10 protein-coding genes are annotated in these 16,099 nt (G+C 66.0%); 5 read left to right on the top strand and 5 right to left on the bottom strand.

Annotated elements, in window-relative coordinates; translation table 11 throughout:
* Positions 1–28: 28 nt before the first annotated feature.
* Positions 29–2,614, top strand: coding sequence for an ATP-dependent chaperone ClpB (clpB, locus tag AC5P6E_RS00285; RefSeq protein ID WP_010481560.1), 2,586 nt, complete (start codon positions 29–31; stop codon positions 2,612–2,614).
* Positions 2,615–2,686: 72 nt separating this feature from the next.
* Here the strand turns inward: clpB and AC5P6E_RS00280 are convergent, their stop codons facing one another.
* The 3 genes from AC5P6E_RS00280 to AC5P6E_RS00270 all read right to left on the bottom strand — a co-directional run bounded on the left by AC5P6E_RS00280 (position 2,687) and on the right by AC5P6E_RS00270 (position 5,651).
* Complete coding sequence (locus AC5P6E_RS00280; RefSeq protein ID WP_019338710.1) at positions 2,687–3,487, bottom strand: MipA/OmpV family protein; 801 nt, start codon at positions 3,485–3,487, stop codon at positions 2,687–2,689.
* 140 nt (positions 3,488–3,627) lie between these two features.
* Positions 3,628–4,917: an ATP-binding protein gene (locus tag AC5P6E_RS00275; protein ID WP_019338709.1), complete on the bottom strand. Its 1,290-nt coding sequence runs from the start codon at positions 4,915–4,917 to the stop codon at positions 3,628–3,630.
* Complete coding sequence (locus AC5P6E_RS00270; protein ID WP_019338708.1) at positions 4,914–5,651, bottom strand: winged helix-turn-helix domain-containing protein; 738 nt, start codon at positions 5,649–5,651, stop codon at positions 4,914–4,916. The genes AC5P6E_RS00275 and AC5P6E_RS00270 overlap by 4 nt, the downstream gene beginning before the upstream one ends.
* A gap of 182 nt (positions 5,652–5,833) precedes the next feature.
* Between AC5P6E_RS00270 and AC5P6E_RS00265 the strand changes: the two genes are divergently transcribed.
* Positions 5,834–7,120 carry an aminotransferase class I/II-fold pyridoxal phosphate-dependent enzyme gene (locus AC5P6E_RS00265; protein ID WP_019338707.1) on the top strand — a complete coding sequence of 429 codons (1,287 nt, stop codon included), beginning with the start codon at positions 5,834–5,836 and terminating at the stop codon, positions 7,118–7,120.
* Between the two features lie 449 nt (positions 7,121–7,569).
* Here AC5P6E_RS00265 and ybaL read toward each other — a convergent pair whose 3' ends face one another.
* Complete coding sequence (gene ybaL / locus AC5P6E_RS00260) at positions 7,570–9,267, bottom strand: YbaL family putative K(+) efflux transporter (RefSeq protein WP_019338705.1); 1,698 nt, start codon at positions 9,265–9,267, stop codon at positions 7,570–7,572.
* Between the two features lie 484 nt (positions 9,268–9,751).
* On the opposite strand from ybaL, the gene AC5P6E_RS00255 reads away from it, so the two are divergent.
* Complete coding sequence (locus tag AC5P6E_RS00255; RefSeq protein ID WP_019338704.1) at positions 9,752–10,267, top strand: hypothetical protein; 516 nt, start codon at positions 9,752–9,754, stop codon at positions 10,265–10,267.
* Positions 10,268–10,311: 44 nt separating this feature from the next.
* The gene (locus AC5P6E_RS00250) at positions 10,312–11,340 is read left to right on the top strand and encodes a hypothetical protein (protein WP_237707052.1); all 1,029 of its coding nucleotides are present in this window, start codon (positions 10,312–10,314) and stop codon (positions 11,338–11,340) included.
* 96 nt (positions 11,341–11,436) lie between these two features.
* Here the strand turns inward: AC5P6E_RS00250 and AC5P6E_RS00245 are convergent, their stop codons facing one another.
* Positions 11,437–13,824: a TonB-dependent receptor domain-containing protein gene (locus AC5P6E_RS00245; protein WP_019338702.1), complete on the bottom strand. Its 2,388-nt coding sequence runs from the start codon at positions 13,822–13,824 to the stop codon at positions 11,437–11,439.
* A gap of 334 nt (positions 13,825–14,158) precedes the next feature.
* On the opposite strand from AC5P6E_RS00245, the gene AC5P6E_RS00240 reads away from it, so the two are divergent.
* Positions 14,159–16,024 carry an ABC-F family ATP-binding cassette domain-containing protein gene (locus AC5P6E_RS00240; RefSeq protein ID WP_019338701.1) on the top strand — a complete coding sequence of 622 codons (1,866 nt, stop codon included), beginning with the start codon at positions 14,159–14,161 and terminating at the stop codon, positions 16,022–16,024.
* Positions 16,025–16,099: the final 75 nt, after the last annotated feature.

The following is a 16,099-nucleotide window of genomic DNA, read 5'->3' as shown; positions in this document are numbered from 1 at the left end:
CGGCCCTGATGACCGATGAGGATTCGCAATGCGGATGGACAAGCTCACCTCGCGTTTCCAGCAGGCGCTGGCAGACGCACAGTCGCTGGCCGTGGGCCGTGACAACAGCATCATTGAACCGGTTCACCTGTTCAGCGCGCTGCTGGACCAGCAGGGCGGCAGCACGCGCCCGTTGCTGGCCCAGGCCGGGGTGAACGTGCCGGTGCTGCGCGAGCGCCTGACCGAGGCGCTGGATGCGCTGCCCAAGGTGTCCGGCCAGGCCGGCAACGTTTCGATGGGTAATGACCTCGGCCGCCTGCTCAATCACACTGACAAGCTGGCCCAGCAGAATGGGGATGCCTTCATTGCCAGCGAGTGGTTCGTGCTGGCCGCGCTGGAAGACAACGGCACGCTGGGCATGGCGCTGCGCGCCGCCGGTGCCGACAAGACCCGCCTGCAGGCGGCCATCGACAAGCTGCGCGGCGGCGAGAACGTGCAGTCGGAAAATGCCGAGGAACAGCGGCAGGCGCTGGAGAAGTACACCATCGACCTGACCGCGCGTGCCGAGAGCGGCAAGCTCGACCCGGTGATCGGCCGTGACGAGGAGATCCGTCGCACCATCCAGGTGCTGCAGCGCCGGACCAAGAACAATCCTGTGCTGATCGGCGAACCCGGCGTGGGCAAGACCGCGATCGTCGAAGGCCTGGCCCAGCGCATCATCAATGACGAAGTGCCCGAAGGCCTGCGCGGCAAGCGTGTGCTGTCGCTGGACATGGGCGCGCTGATCGCCGGCGCCAAGTTCCGCGGTGAATTCGAGGAGCGCCTGAAGGGCGTGCTCAACGACCTGGCCAAGAACGAAGGCCAGATCATCCTGTTCATCGACGAGCTGCACACCATGGTCGGCGCCGGCAAGGCTGATGGCGCGATGGATGCCGGCAACATGCTGAAGCCGGCGCTGGCACGCGGCGAGCTGCACTGCATCGGTGCGACCACGCTGGACGAATACCGCAAGTACATCGAGAAGGACGCTGCGCTGGAGCGCCGCTTCCAGAAGGTGTTCGTCGGCGAACCCACGGTGGAGGACACCATCGCGATCCTGCGCGGGCTGAAGGAAAAGTACGCCGTGCACCACGGCGTGGAAATCACCGACCCGGCCATCGTGGCTGCCGCCACGCTGTCCAACCGCTACATCACTGACCGCCAGCTGCCGGACAAGGCCATCGACCTGATGGACGAGGCGGCCTCGCGCCTGCGCATGGAGATCGACTCCAAGCCGGAGGAACTGGACCGCCTGGAACGCCGGGTGATCCAGCTGAAGATCCAGCGCGAGATGCTGAAGAAGGAAAAGGACGAAGCCTCGCGGCAGCGCCTGGCCGACCTGGAGAACGATATCGACGGGCTGGAGCGCGAGTTCTCCGACCTCAATGAAATCTGGAAGTCGGAGAAGGCTGCGCTGCAGGGCGCCACCAAGATCAAGGAACAGGTCGAGCAGGCCAAGCTGGAGCTGGAAGCTGCGCAGCGCCGCCAGGATTTCGCCAAGATGAGCGAAATCCAGTACGGCCTGTTGCCGCAACTGGAAAAGCAGCTGGCCGCCGCGCAGGAAGCCGAGCACAAGGACTTCAAGCTGGTACAGGACCGCGTGACCGATGAGGAGATCGCCGAGGTCGTTTCGCGCTGGACCGGCATCCCGGTCAACAAGATGCTTGAAGGCGAGCGCGACAAGCTGCTGCGCATGGAAGAGGTGCTGCACAACCGCGTGGTCGGCCAGGAGGAAGCAATCAAGGTCGTCTCCGATGCCGTGCGCCGTTCGCGTGCGGGCCTGTCTGATCCGAATCGTCCGGCCGGCTCGTTCCTGTTCCTTGGCCCAACCGGTGTCGGCAAGACCGAGCTGTGCAAGTCGCTGGCCGAGTTCCTGTTCGACAGCGCCGACGCGATGATCCGCATCGACATGAGCGAGTTCATGGAGAAGCACAGCGTCGCACGCCTGATCGGTGCACCTCCGGGCTACGTCGGCTACGAGGAAGGCGGCTATCTGACCGAAGCCGTGCGTCGCCGCCCGTATTCGCTGATCCTGCTCGACGAAGTGGAGAAGGCACATCCGGATGTGTTCAACATCCTGCTGCAGGTGCTGGACGATGGCCGCCTGACCGATGGCCAGGGCCGCACCGTGGACTTCCGCAACACCGTCATCGTGATGACTTCGAACCTGGGCTCGCACCAGATCCAGGACATGAGCACCGACGACAGCCCGGAGGCCTACACGCAGATGAAGGCGGCGGTGATGGGCGTGGTGCAGGCACACTTCCGCCCGGAATTCATCAACCGCCTGGACGACATCGTGGTGTTCCACCCGCTGGACAAGCAGCAGATCAAGCAGATCGCGCGTATCCAGATGCGTGGGCTGGAGAAGCGCCTGGCCGAGCGTGGCTTGAAGCTGATGGTGTCCGACGCAGCGTTCGACCTGCTCGGCAACGTTGGCTTCGATCCGGTGTATGGCGCGCGTCCGTTGAAGCGTGCGATCCAGGCACAGCTGGAAAATCCGCTGGCGCAGAAGATCCTCTCCGGTGCCTTCGTCAACGGCGACACCATCGAAGTCGGCAACGACGGCGGTCACCTGGTGTTCGCCAGGGCGTGAATCATGCGGGGCGCTGCCTGATCGCAGCGCCCCGTTTCCTGCGAAGTACGCCGGGCCATGCCCGGCGCTCACTCAGAAGCGGTGGGTATAACCGCTCATCAAGCCGAACTGGTTCGCCTTCTGCACGATCGGGCTGTCGGCGGCATCGCCAAGCAGGCGCGTGCCTTCGGCCGAGATGTACCAGTTGCCGTTGCGGCCCACGCGGTGGCTCCACTTCAGGCCGAGACCGGCGCTGACCAGGCCGGCCTTCGGCTTGTGCTGGGCAAAGCCGGTGCGCGCCGCCTGTTCTGGACTGACGCCGTACCAGGTCTGCATGTAACCCCGGTTGCCGTAGTCGGTGGAAACACTGCCGCTGACCACGCCACCGGCCAGGTCGAACAGCGGCATGGTCAGGTTCAAGTGCACCTGCTGGGTGGCCAGGCCGTTCTCGGCCTTGTCCTCATCCTTGCGGGTGAACTGCCAGGAACCGCTCAGCACGGCTTCGCCCAGCGTATAACCAGCCGAGACGCCGACCAGGGGACGGGTATCGATATCGCCCATGCCGCGCAGGAAGTCCGAACCGCCAAGCAGGGAGTCCTTTTCCTTGCGGATGCCGCTGGCGCCGACGTAGGCACGCACGCGCGTGTGCTCGCCGATGGACGTGCCCCAGCCGATGCCACTGGTGCCCAGAAACCAGCCCCCCGGCGAGGTGACATCGAAGGACAGCGAAGGCGTTGCACGATACTCCTCGCTGCCGCTGTAGCGAGGCGTCACGCCACCGCCAGCGGCGAGCTCGAAGGTCCAGTGGTCATCCTTGGCGTGGGCGATCGGGGCCGCGAACAGCGGCGACAGGGCCAGGCAGAGCAGGGCGGGGGAACGGCGAAGCTGGGACATGGAAACTCTCGACAATGGGAGGAAAGCAGCACGCGCATCCGGCGTGTGTTGCAGGGTTGCCAGCGTGGCGATACGCCGGCGACCGATCCGTCCGCAGTTGTGCGGGAGTTGTAATCAACTGTAATGGCGCCCGTGGGCGTTCAGCTGGCAGCCAGCGGCCAGTGCATTTCCAGGCGCGCGCCGCCCAGCGTGGCGCGGCTGATGCGCAGCTCGCCACCGTGGCGGGCGGCGATGCGGCTGACAATGGCCAGGCCTAGTCCGAAGCCGCCGGTGTCGCGGCTGCGGCTGTCGTCCAGGCGGGTGAATGGACGCATCACCTTCTCGCGATCGGCTTCGGCGATGCCGGGGCCGTCGTCATCCACACGCAGGCAGGCGCGGCCGCCGACACCGACCAGCGAGACTTCCACCTGCGAATGCGTGTGGCGCAGCGCATTGCCCACCAGATTGCTCAGTGCCAGCTGCAGCAGGCGCGGCTCGGCATCCACCCGTGGCAATGCACTGGGCTGCACGCGCAGGACCACGCCGGCACGTTCGGCATCACGACGCACATCGGCCAGGCAGGCCTGCAGCCAGTCGTTGGCTTCGATGCGCTGTAGCGGTTCGCCTTCGCTGGGATGTTCCAGGCGCTCATAGGCCAGTAGTTCGCTGACCAGCCGGTTGAGTTCGGCCAGGTCGCCGTGCAGGCCCTGTGCCAGCCGTTCGCGGCGCTCGCGGTCATCGCTGTCCTGCATCAGGTCCAGGCCGAAGGCCACGCGCGCGATCGGCGTGCGCAGTTCGTGCGAGATCGCATGGGTCAGGTCGCGTTGGCGCTGCACCAGTTCGGCTACGCGCGCGGCCATGCGGTTGGAATGTTCGACGATGACCCGGATCTGCGAGCGCGGCGAGACCTGTGCGCGCGCTTGCAGATCACCGGCACCGATGCGGTCGGCGTGCAGGCGCAGCGCTTCAAGATCGCGCCAGAGCAGGCGCACCCAGGCGTACAGGCTGGCGCCGACCAGCAGCAGGATGCTGAGGTATGCCGCGATTGTCATGTACGTCGTCATCTGCACCGCGCCAGGCAGGCGCAGGTGCAGCCAGCGGCCTCCGATGCCTTCGATGGGCAGCAGGACCTGCTGGTATTGATCGCGCACGATGAAGCCATCGGCCTTCACGGCTGCCTGTTCCTGGGGGGCGAGCGCGGGCGGACTGTCGAGCAGGGTCAGCGCGATGCCGTAGTGTGGCTGCCACTGCTGCAGGCGCTCACGCTGCTGACCGGCGTCCAGGCCGGCCAGGCCACTGCGCAGGGCGTACACCTGCCCGCGCACCTGCTCGACGAACACGCGATCCTGCACAGGCGTGTAGATGCCGTCCAGGATGTGGTTGAGGAAAAACACCGACACCAGGAAGCAGGCACCAGTGACGAACCACAGCCACAGGAACAGCCGCTTCATGCGGTCCAGGCCGACGGGTTGAACTGGTAGCCGCGGCCCCACACGGTCTTGATCCGCCGCGGTTCGCGCGCGTCATCGCCCAGCTTGCGGCGCAGCTTGCCGATGCTGACATCGACACTACGGTCCAGGCCGTCGAAGCCGATGCCGCGCACCGCCTGCAGGATCTGGTCGCGCGACAGGATCTGCCCCGGCTGGCTGGCCAGCAGCCACAGGATCTCGAATTCGGTGGTGCCCATGTCTACCGGCTGGCCATGCAGATGCACCTCGCGCTGCATGCGGTCGATCAGCAGTTCACCATGCATCAGCCGGCAGGGCGTGCCAGTGTTGCTGCTGCCGTGGCGGCGGCGCAGCAGCGCGCGCAGGCGCGCCAGCAGTAGGCGCGGTTCGATCGGCTTGTGCACATAGTCGTCGGCGCCGGATTCCAGGCCCAGTACCTGCTCGATGTCGTCCTCGCACGCGGTCAGCATCAGGATCGGCACGTCGGAGAAGCTGCGGATCTGCCGGCACACGTCGATGCCGCCGAGGCCGGGCAGCATCAGGTCCAGCACCACCAGTTCCGGCGCATGCTGGCGGCAGGCCGCGCCGGCGAGGTCGCCGCGTGCGATGTGCTGCACGGCAAAGCCATGCTCGTGCAGGTAGTCGCTGATCAGTTCGGCCAGGCGACGATCATCCTCCACCAGCAGGACCGGTGTCGGCGTGCCGTTGGCGGTGGGTGTCCAAGGGGATGGCTGCATGCGCGTGGGGCCTCCGTGCCCGGGCAGGAGCGCCCGGCGGCGAAGCCTAGCAACGGCCCATGACGGCTGCCTGAATCGCGGCCAACCTGATAACCGGCGGTACGGACGTCATCGCCAGCGGCTCTCAGTGCCACGCCCCGGCTGGCCTATGGTGGCGGTTTCCCCGGATGGAGCCTGGTGCAATGAGCGACCCGCAGTGGCAACTGGAAACCCTGGCCGTGCATGGCGGCTATCGGCCCGATCCGACCACCCGCGCGGTGGCGGTGCCGATCTACCAGACGGTGGCGTACGCCTTCGATGACACCCAGCACGGGGCCGACCTGTTCGACCTGAAGGTGCCGGGCAACATCTACACGCGCATCATGAATCCCACCACCGACGTGCTGGAGCAGCGCCTGGCCGCCCTGGAAGGTGGCATCGGCGCACTGGCGCTGGCCTCGGGACAGGCCGCGATCACCTATGCCATCCAGACCATCGCCGAGGCCGGTGACAACATCGTCGCCTCCAGCGCGCTGTATGGCGGCAGCCTCAACCTGCTGGCGCATACGCTGCCGCAGTACGGCATCCAGGCGCGCTTCGCCGACCCCGCCGATCCGACCGCGTTCGCCGCGCTGATCGACGAGCGCACCAAGGCGGTGTTCGTCGAATCGATCGGCAACCCGCGTGGCAACGTCACCGACATTGCCGCCATCGCCGAGGTCGCGCATGCCGCCGGCGTGCCGCTGATCGTGGACAACACGGTGGCCACACCGTTCCTGCTGCGCCCGTTCGAGCACGGTGCCGACATCGTCGTGCACTCGCTGACCAAGTACCTGGGCGGCCACGGCAACAGCCTCGGCGGCGCGATCATCGACTCCGGCCGCTTCGACTGGGTCGCGCAGCCGAAGCGTTTCGCCCGCCTCAACCAACCCGACCCCAGCTACCACGGCGTGGTCTACACCGAAGCGCTGGGGCCGGCGGCCTATATCGGCCGCGCGCGCGTGGTGCCGCTGCGGAATACCGGCGCAGCGTTGTCGCCGTTCAATGCGTTCCTGATCCTGCAGGGCATCGAGACCCTGGCCCTGCGCATGGAGCGCATCAATGCCAATGCACTGGCCGTCGCGCAGTACCTGAAGGCGCACGACAAGGTGGCCTGGGTACGCTACGCCGGGTTGGCCGACGACCCGGAGCACGCCGCCGCGCAGCGCTACCTGGGGGGACACGGCTCGGGCGTACTGACCTTCGGCCTGCCCGGCGGCCGTGAGGCGGGTGCACGTTTCCTCGATGCGCTGAAGCTGTTCACCCGCCTGGTCAACCTGGGCGATGCGAAGTCGCTGGCCACCCATCCGGCCTCGACCACCCATCGCCAGCTGGATGCCGCCGAACTGGCCAAGGCTGGCGTCAGCGAGGACACCGTGCGGCTGTCGATCGGCATCGAGCACATCGGCGACCTGCGCGCCGACCTGGAACAGGCCCTGGCCGGCGCCTGATAGCCACGCGCTTGGTCGTCATCGCCACAGGCGATCACCACCGGCACCGCGATGCGCTACGGTGGAACTGCCTCTCCAAGGCATGGCAACGTGGCGATCCAGATCCCCGGTCGATGCGGGTCGACCGGGGATCTTCTTTGTTTCCGGGGTCAGATCCGTTTTCCTGTGGAAAACGGATCTGACCCATGCGCCGACGTGTCGACCCAGGGCGGCACCTACCAGAGCAGAACGCCGTTCCGACAGATCGCAGGAATCTGTCGAAGGCGGGGTGGGTCCGGTTGCAGGGGCGTGAGCGCCATGGATGGCGCGACCGAGCCTCCATGGACGGATTCACGGCGTCCCCTGCAACCGGACCCACCCCGCCATCCTACGGATAGTCAGCTTTTGCCTTTGCCTTTGCTGTTGCCTTGGCAGGTGCAGGGCTGCAAGCCCTGCCGCACCCACACCCCTCACACCACCGGAATGCTGTGCTGCCCCAGATTCCGGTACGGCGGCGTGGACATGATCATCTCCGCCAGCGAATACGCCAGCTCACGTTCGGCCATCACCGTGCCATCGGCACCGTGTTCCAGCAGATGCTTCACTTCCGCATCGCTGTGTGCGCGCGCCAGCAGGGTCAGGTCCGGGTTGATCGCCCGCAGCTTGGCCAGCGCCTCACCGGCTTCCAGCGGCTGCGGAATCGCCAGCACCGCAATCTTCGCCCGCTCAGGATGGGCCTCGGCCAGCACCCGGTCGGCCGCCGCACTGCCGCGGATCGCCGCCAGGCCCTTGGCGTGCGCCGCCTCGACGTGTTCCTTGTTGTCATCGATCACCAGCACCGGCACGCCGCGATCGCGCAGCACCTGCGCCAGTTCGCTGCCCACGCGGCCATAACCAATCACGATGGCGTGGTCATGCAGGTCACGTGAGGGACCGGTGGCCTCTTCGGGCTCGGCGGCCTGGGGTGACTGCTCCTGCTTGGCCTGCCAACGGTCCAGCAGCCCGAATACCAGCGGGTTGAGCATGATCGATACCAACGCACCGGCCAGCACCAGCGACTGGCCTTCCTTCGGCAGGATCTGCAGTGCCACGCCCAGGCCGGCGATGATGAAGGCGAACTCGCCGATCTGCGCCAGGCTGGCCGAGATGGTCAGCGCGGTGCTGGTCGGGTGACCGAACGCGCGCACGATGAAGAATGCGGCGGCCGACTTGCCGAACATGATGATCAGCACCGTGGCCAGCACCTGCCACGGGTGCTGGACGAGGATGTTGGGGTCGAACAGCATGCCGACCGAGACGAAGAACAGCACCGCGAACGCATCGCGCAGCGGCAGCGAATCGGTCGCGGCCTTGTGGCTCAGCTCCGATTCGTTGAGCAGCATGCCGGCGAAGAACGCGCCCAGCGCGAACGAGACACCGAACAACATGGCCGAGCCGAACGCCACGCCCAGCGCGATCGCCAGCACTGACAGGGTGAACAGTTCGCGCGAACCGGTACCGGCGATGCGTTCCAGGATCCACGGAATGACCCGGCGCCCGACCACCAGCATCACCGCCACGAACAGGCCCAGCTGCACGAAGGTCCAGCCGATGTCGGCCAACACGCTGCCCAGCGAATGCGATTCCTTGGCCGCGTCAGGGCCGAACACCCCGGCCATCACCGGCATCATCACCAGCGCCAGCACACAGGCCAGGTCTTCGACGATCAGCCAGCCGACCGCGATCTTGCCGCGCATGGTCTCCAGCAGGCGCCGCTCCTCCATCGCCCGCAGCAGCACCACGGTACTGGCGGTGGCCAGCGAGAAACCGAAGATGACGCCATGGATGGCCGGCCAGCCCATCAGCGAGGCCACGCCCCAGCCGAGCAGGGTGGCCACTGCGATCTGGCCGACGGCACCGGGAATGGCGATGGCCTTGACCGCCATCAGGTCCTTCAGCGAGAAGTGCAGGCCGACACCGAACATCAGCAGCATCACGCCCAGTTCGGCCAGCTGGTTGGCCAGCGCCTGGTCGGCGACGAAGCCGGGGGTGAACGGGCCTACGCAGATGCCAGCAACCAGGTAACCGACCAGAGGGGACAAGCGGAGCTTGTTGGCCAGCGCGCCGAAGATGAAGGCGAGCCCCAGGCCAACGGCAACGATGTTGATCAGGTCGGTGTCATGGTGCATCGGCACTCGCAGGAAATCGGGGGAATGCCCCGATTTTCACCGATGCGGCCAGATACGGCAAACCGGGCCAGCGTATCGGATCGTTGCGTGGGCGGAGCCATCAGTGGTCGGCGTCCGACCTGGCGTGTGCGGGGCGGTCGAGGGTGGCGCTGTCGGAATCGGACCTGTTTGGGGTGGCCAGTGGCTCTGGACCGTGAACCGCAGCCAGGCCGACGCCACCCGAGAAAGGCACGGGAAGGGGATGGGTTCGATACGCGGCGGTGCCATCGCAGGACCCTTTGCCCCTGTGCGCCAAGGTTTTTCAGTCCATCCAATGATATACGAGGGTGGGAAGTCATTCTGGAGGCGCGCGTTCTGGGCAGGACGCCTGAGGTCTGGCCGAAGTTTTCCCGAGCCCCGCACGCGTCACCATGTGCTCATTGCCCCTTCTGCTTGCCAACCAGGCGGGGCCTGCTCTCTTCAGACTGCATGGGTGGATGACCGCATGAAGCTTCCCGACATTGACGTAGTGATTCAGGCGGTAGGCCAGGACACGAGTTCTGCTTCCATGTCCCGGTTGCTCCTTGAACTGGAAATCGGCGAGGTCGACTTCCGTCGCTATCCGTTCAACTTGGCCGGAAGGCGAATATGGACCGACAGCGAGGGTTCGCTGCAGTTGGAATTCAAGGACATCGGACTACTGAAGGACATTCCGTATCACGATCTGGACGATGGCCCATGGGTGCTGACCGACGCGATCTTCTGGGGAGTCAGGAAAAACAAGCGGGCCTACGCTGGGTCTTTACCCCACGGAGTGAGCTTTTCCATGCTGCGTCCACATGTCAGGGAGCGACTTGCCGTTCTGGGTGCAGGGAACGCTGTCGAGATGGGCTTTTCTGGAGAAGTGGATATCTGGTGGGTCAGCGGTCTGGAGCTTACGGTGGATTTTTCCGGTCCCGGAGATTCGATTCGCTGCGTATCCGTTGGCATTCCGGTGGACCGTACTCATAGCCAAGCGTAATCGCGGCGTATGCGCAACCCGCTCGAATGGACAGTGGGGCTTCCATGATTCTTCCAACAAATATGGTGCACATCCAGGCAGTAACAGCGCTGTTTGGCAGAAACGCCACTGACCCAGCCGTCACAACGGTGCTGCAATCGCTTGGCGTCAGGCGAAGGCCAGAGCTGGCCCATCCTGCAAAAAGCCCTTACGAGGCGATTCTGCGTGTGAGCGGGCAGGGCATGCTGTTCTCCTTCAGCGAGCGCAACTACTGGAACGGGCGATCCGTTGCTTCGCACGGTAAGAGCGGTGAGCTGATCTTCACCAACGTTGCGGTGACGGCAGGCATTCCAGATGTCATGCGCAGGTACGAAGGCGATCTGCCGTTTGGCCTGCAATGGGAGGACGACAGGACGACAGCTCGCGAGAGGCTCGCCACGGCGGGCTTCGGAGATAGCTTGCACGCCGGCAGGCGTGACGCGTGGTGGTTGCCTGACTACCGCATTCGTCTGACGTATCAGGCTGGATGCATCAAGCAGGCAGGAGCGTGTGGGATCTTTGATATCAGCTTGGGAATTCCCATGCGTCCATTGGCTTGCGCACCGGCAACGCGCGAGTACCCTTCAGCGGAGCAGGTGCTCGCTGTCCTCGGCAGATCGACCGAGGATGCTGATTTCCGGGCAGTGTTCCGGGAGTTTGGTCTTGCGAGTCTGATGGCGGAGTCGAGCAGGGAGGTCGTCGATAGAGCCGACGAGCATGGCTTCATCCTTTACTTCGACAGCAAGCGGGGCACGCCCGGTGGCCATCCGGTATGCACGGGTATCAGTTTCATCCGCGATCGATTGGGAAACTCAAGAGCCTGGGCTGGGTCGCTGCCATTCGGTCTTCAGTTCGATGATCCGCCGTCCATTCTCGAAGAGCGCATTGGCCAAAGGGCCAGTCGTTGGCACGATGAACAGACATTTGGCAGCGCGAGCTGGATGCTCCCTGGTCTTCAAGTGAACGTGAATTTTGACAGTCTGGACAACTGTCTCGAGTCTGTCCGTGTGATCGCAGAAGGTCATCGCACGTCCAATTGCCAGCCGCGCGGCTGATCTTGCCCGCAGCACATAACAAAACACCCGCCGGATCACTCCGGCGGGTGTGAGAGATGTGGCTAGGAGTTGCCGGCCAGCGGCCGGCACTACCCCTTACCAGGTGTACTTGATCCGCCCATACACATACGCGCCGTTGAAGCCGAACGGCGAGTAGTTGCTGTACGGCAGCATGCCGAAGGTGGAGTTCTGCAGGTCCTCGGTGCGGTCCGGGTACTTGTCCAGCAGGTTGTCGGCGCCCACGGTCAGGGTCCAGTTGCTGCTCGGCTTGTAGCTGGCCGAGGCATCCACCACCCATGCATCGCCGTAGGTCTGGTCACGCAGCGCGGTGGCCGAGTTGCGCACGGTGAACTTGCCGTAGCGGGTGGCGGCCAGCCCCAGTTCCCAGTGGTCCGAACGCCAGGTGCCGCTCAGGATCGCCTTGTCGCGCGGGTAGCTGCCCTCGATGCGGCCGATCTCATCTCGGCCGATCAGCGACTGGGTCAGGCCCAGCGTGCCGAACACCGCCGGGGTGCCGCCGACGCGGCGCACTTCGGTGTCGTTGTAGCTGTAGGCCGCAGTCAGCTCGAGGCTGCTGGCCGTGAACGGCACGGTGTAGCTGGACACGAAGTCGACGCCGCGGGTGCGCGTATCCAGGCCGTTGGTGAAGTACGAGAACGCGGTCACCTGCGGCAGGCCGAGGGTCCCCAGCAGCGCGCTGGTGGCGGCGTTGGTGGTGATGCTGGACGACAGCGCGATGCGGTCATCAATGTCGATCTGGTAGGCATCGACGGTGATGTACAGGCGGTCCACCGGCTGCAGCACCAGGCCCAGGCTGTAGGAGGTGGAGGTCTCGGCCTTCAGCGGCGAGGCGCCCAGCGCCTGCGCGGCCGGGCTGGTGGTCGGGAAGGTGCCGCGTTCAACGAACACGCCATTGAGGAACTGGCTGGTGACGGCCTGGTAACCCTGCTGCGCCAGCGACGGTGCGCGGAAGCCACTGGACGCGGTAGCGCGCAGCGCGACCTTGTCGGTGAACGCGTAGCGCGCCGACAGCTTGCCGGAGAAGCGGTCGCCGAAGTCCGAGTAGTCCTCGTAGCGGCCGGTGATGCCCGCCGAGAACTTCTCGGTCAGGTCCGCTTCCAGGCCTGCATAGACCGCGTAGTTGTGGCGGTCGGCATGCACTTCATTGGTCGGGGTGAAGCCCGCGAAGCCCTGCGCGCCGCTGCCGGTGTACGAGTTCAGCTCGCCCGGCTTCTGGTCCCATTTCTCCTTGCGGTACTCACCGCCGAAGGACAGCGTGACCGGGTAGGCCAGGCCCCAGTCCAGCGACTTGGTCAGGTCGGCGTTGAAGATGTCCTGCTGGTACTTCAGCGTGCCGTCGTAGAACGAGCGCGGGCTGGTCGCACCGAGGCTGTAGTTGATGCTGTTGCGGGTGTGGAAATCGAGGGTGTTCTCGCCATGGTTCAGGCTCAGGTCCCAGGTCCAGCCGTTGTCGGTGTTGCCCTTGACCCCGGCCACCAGCGAACGGTCCTTGGAATACTGGTTGATCTCCGGCACGTAGCCATCCGGGTAGGTCTGCGCCAGCAGCGCGCTCTGCCCGCTGTGGTTGCGCGAGCGGTAGAACGCGAACGAGGTGATGTCGCGGTTGCTGAGCAGCGCGCTGGCGTAGCCGGTCACGTGGTCGCTGAAGTCGAAGCTGGCGTTGGCCGAGGCGGCGGTGGCATCCACGCGCGGGTCGCCGACGATGAAGGTCTTCTGGCCGATGCTCGGGAAGTTGCCGGTATTCGGCGTGGTGCCGCGGTACGGGCCGGCACGGTTGCTCTCGTCCTGCTGGCTGATCTGGCCGGCCACGTGCACGCGGCCACGGCCGTTGCCGAACTCGACGCCGGTATCGCCGGACAGCTGGTACTTGTTGCCGTCGCCGGCCGAGTACTGGCCGTAGTCCACCGCCAGGCTGCCGCCACTGCCACTGCCCTTGAGCACGATGTTGATGACGCCGGCGATGGCGTCCGAGCCGTACTGTGCCGACGCGCCGTCGCGCAGCACTTCCACGCGCTCGATGGCAGCGATCGGGATCGCGTTGATGTCCACCGCCGACGAGCCACGGCCGATGCTGCCGTTGACGTTGATCATCGCCGAGGTGTGGCGGCGCTTGCCGTTGACCAGCACCAGCACCTGGTCCGGCGACAGGCCGCGCAGCTGCGCCGGGCGCACGCCACTGGTGCCATCGGTCAGGGCCGGGCGCGGGAAGTTCAGCGAGGGCAGGGCGCGCGACAGCGCCGTGGCCAGTTCGCTGGTGCCGGTGGACTGCAGGGCTTCGGGGGTGATGATGTCGATCGGCGACTGCGACTCGGCGACCGTGCGGTCGGCCACGCGGGTGCCGGTGACGATCACCGTGTCCAGGGTGTTGGCGGCGGTGCCGGCCTGCTGGGCAGCGGCAACGAACGGAGAGCCACCGAGTGCGACAGCGACGGCGGCGGCGATCAGGCTGGTCTTGCGGGTCATCGGGATGGGGCTCCGGTTGGCGGGGGCGGCACCGGAATCGACATCACGGGGGTGAGGCGGACGGCGGTTGTTGCGGTGCGCAAAGCAGGAATTAACGGGATATTCAGTGGCTGTCAAATGCCGGTCATCGGGAAAAACGTTGCAGAAGCAACCATTTAGCCCGGATCGGAGCTTGCGGGGAGGGGCCCGGGAGGCGCGCGGCGAGGACGTGGGAGAGAGAAACGCCGGCCGCTGCGCATCCCGGGGCGCGTCAAGTATTCGTTAACGCTAGAATTGCGTCGCAGGAACAGTGCTCACCAGCACATTCCATTCGGTTATATGGACGCCTCCCCCGATGATCTCCCTTCGTAATTTCGCCTTGCGCCGCGGCGAGCGGCTGCTGTTGTCCAATGTCGACCTGACCCTGCACGCCGGTTACCGGGTGGGTGTGGTCGGCCGCAACGGTGCTGGCAAGTCCAGCCTGTTCGCGGCGGTGAAGGGCGAGCTGGAGGCGGACAAGGGCGATGTCGATCTGCCCGGCAAGGTGCGCATCGCCAGCGTTGCCCAGGAAACCCCGTCGCTGCCCGACCCGGCGCTGAGCTTCGTGCTGGGCGGCGACATCGACGTGGCCGCGGTGCTGGCCGCCGAGGCCGAGGCCACCGCCCGTGAAGACTGGGAAGCGGTGGCCGAAGCCCACACGAAGATGGCCGAGCTCAATGCCTACGACGCCGAAGCGCGCGCCGGCAAGCTGCTGCATGGCCTCGGCTTCCCGGCCGAGACCCACCATCGCGCGGTGTCCTCGTTCTCCGGCGGCTGGCGCGTGCGCCTGAACCTGGCCCGCGCGCTGATGATGCCCAGTGACCTGCTGCTGCTGGACGAACCGACCAACCACCTGGATCTGGACGCGGTGTATTGGCTGGAGCAGTGGCTGCTGAAGTACCCGGGCACCCTGCTGCTGATCTCGCATGACCGCGAGTTCCTCGACAACGTGGCCACCCACACCCTGCACCTGCACGGTGGCGGCGCCAAACTCTACCCGGGCGGCTACACCGATTTCGAGCGCCAGCGCGCCGAACAGCTGCGCCAGCAGCAGATCGCGCACGAGAAGGAGCAGGCCGAGCGTGCCCACCTGCAGAGTTTCATCGACCGCTTCAAGGCGCAGGCCAGCAAGGCCGCGCAGGCGCAGAGCCGCATGAAGCGCCTGGCCAAGCTGGCCGGCACCGAAGCGGTGCGCGCCGAGCGTGAGTTCCGTATCGAGTTCGCGCCGCCGGCCAAGCTGCCGTTCTCGCTGATCCGCCTGAACCACGTCGAGGCCGGCTACGGCAAGGACGCGGTGATCCTGCACAACGTCGGCTTCGGTCTGGAAGCGGGCCAGCGCATCGGACTGCTCGGCCCCAACGGCGCCGGCAAGACCACCCTGGTGAAGACCCTGGTGGGTGAACTGGCGCCGATCGTCGGCGAGCGCATGGCGCACCCGGACCTGAAGATCGGCTACTTCGCCCAGCACACGGTGGAGTCGCTGCACGAAGGCCAGTCGCCGATGGAGCACTTCCGCGAGATCGCCCCGGACGCACCGAACCAGTCGTTCCGCGACTTCCTCGGCAAGTGGAACTTCCCGGGTGACCGCGCGTTCGAGCCGGTCGACGGCTTCTCCGGTGGCGAGCGCGCACGCCTGGCGCTGGCGCTGATCGCCTGGCAGCAGCCGAACGTGCTGCTGCTGGACGAACCGACCAACCACCTTGATCTGGAAATGCGCGAAGCGCTGGCCGAAGCACTGGCCACCTTCGAAGGCGCGATCGTGATGGTCTCGCATGACCGCCACCTGATCGGCTTGGTCTGCGATACCTATTGGCGCGTGGCTGATGGCGTGGTCGAGCCGTTCGACGGCGATCTGGATGCCTACGCCGCGTGGCTGCGTACCCGCCCGCAGGCACAGGGGACCAAGGCCCGCATGGAGCAGGTGGAAGAGCCGGTGGTGGTCAAGACCGCGCCGGTGGCGCAGGTAGTGCAGAAAAAGCCGGTGAACCCGCACAAGCTGGCCGCCGCCGAGGCCAAGGTAGCCGAGCTGGAAGGCGCGCTGGCCGAGCTGGACCGCCAGCTGGCCGACCCGGCCAACTACGCCGATGCCACGCGCATGGCGGTGATCGGCCGTAACCGCGAAACCGCCGCCGCGCAGCTTGAAAAGGCCGAAGCGGCCTGGATGGAACTGCTGGAGTCCTGATGCCATCGGTAGCGCCGGGCCATGCCCGGCGAGCGCAACGGATCGCAAAAGCCGCCGGGCATGGCCCGGCGCTAC

The sequence above is a fragment of the Stenotrophomonas sp. YJH_SMC_16 genome, assembly GCF_059367875.1.
Note: the sequence above shows the minus strand (reverse complement) of the source record. Positions and strands in the feature narration are given on the sequence as shown.

Bases quoted from the DNA above. Each gene is read 5' to 3' on its own strand.
- AC5P6E_RS00270 (WP_019338708.1), bottom strand. From the start codon at position 5,651: ATGCAGCCATCCCCTTGGACACCCACCGCCAACGGCACGCCGACACCG.
- AC5P6E_RS00280 (WP_019338710.1), bottom strand. From the start codon at position 3,487: ATGTCCCAGCTTCGCCGTTCCCCCGCCCTGCTCTGCCTGGCCCTGTCG.
- AC5P6E_RS00250 (WP_237707052.1), top strand. From the start codon at position 10,312: ATGATTCTTCCAACAAATATGGTGCACATCCAGGCAGTAACAGCGCTG.
- clpB (WP_010481560.1), top strand. From the start codon at position 29: ATGCGGATGGACAAGCTCACCTCGCGTTTCCAGCAGGCGCTGGCAGAC.
- ybaL (WP_019338705.1), bottom strand. From the start codon at position 9,267: ATGCACCATGACACCGACCTGATCAACATCGTTGCCGTTGGCCTGGGG.
- AC5P6E_RS00240 (WP_019338701.1), top strand. From the start codon at position 14,159: ATGATCTCCCTTCGTAATTTCGCCTTGCGCCGCGGCGAGCGGCTGCTG.
- AC5P6E_RS00265 (WP_019338707.1), top strand. From the start codon at position 5,834: ATGAGCGACCCGCAGTGGCAACTGGAAACCCTGGCCGTGCATGGCGGC.
- AC5P6E_RS00275 (WP_019338709.1), bottom strand. From the start codon at position 4,917: ATGAAGCGGCTGTTCCTGTGGCTGTGGTTCGTCACTGGTGCCTGCTTC.
- AC5P6E_RS00255 (WP_019338704.1), top strand. From the start codon at position 9,752: ATGAAGCTTCCCGACATTGACGTAGTGATTCAGGCGGTAGGCCAGGAC.
- AC5P6E_RS00245 (WP_019338702.1), bottom strand. From the start codon at position 13,824: ATGACCCGCAAGACCAGCCTGATCGCCGCCGCCGTCGCTGTCGCACTC.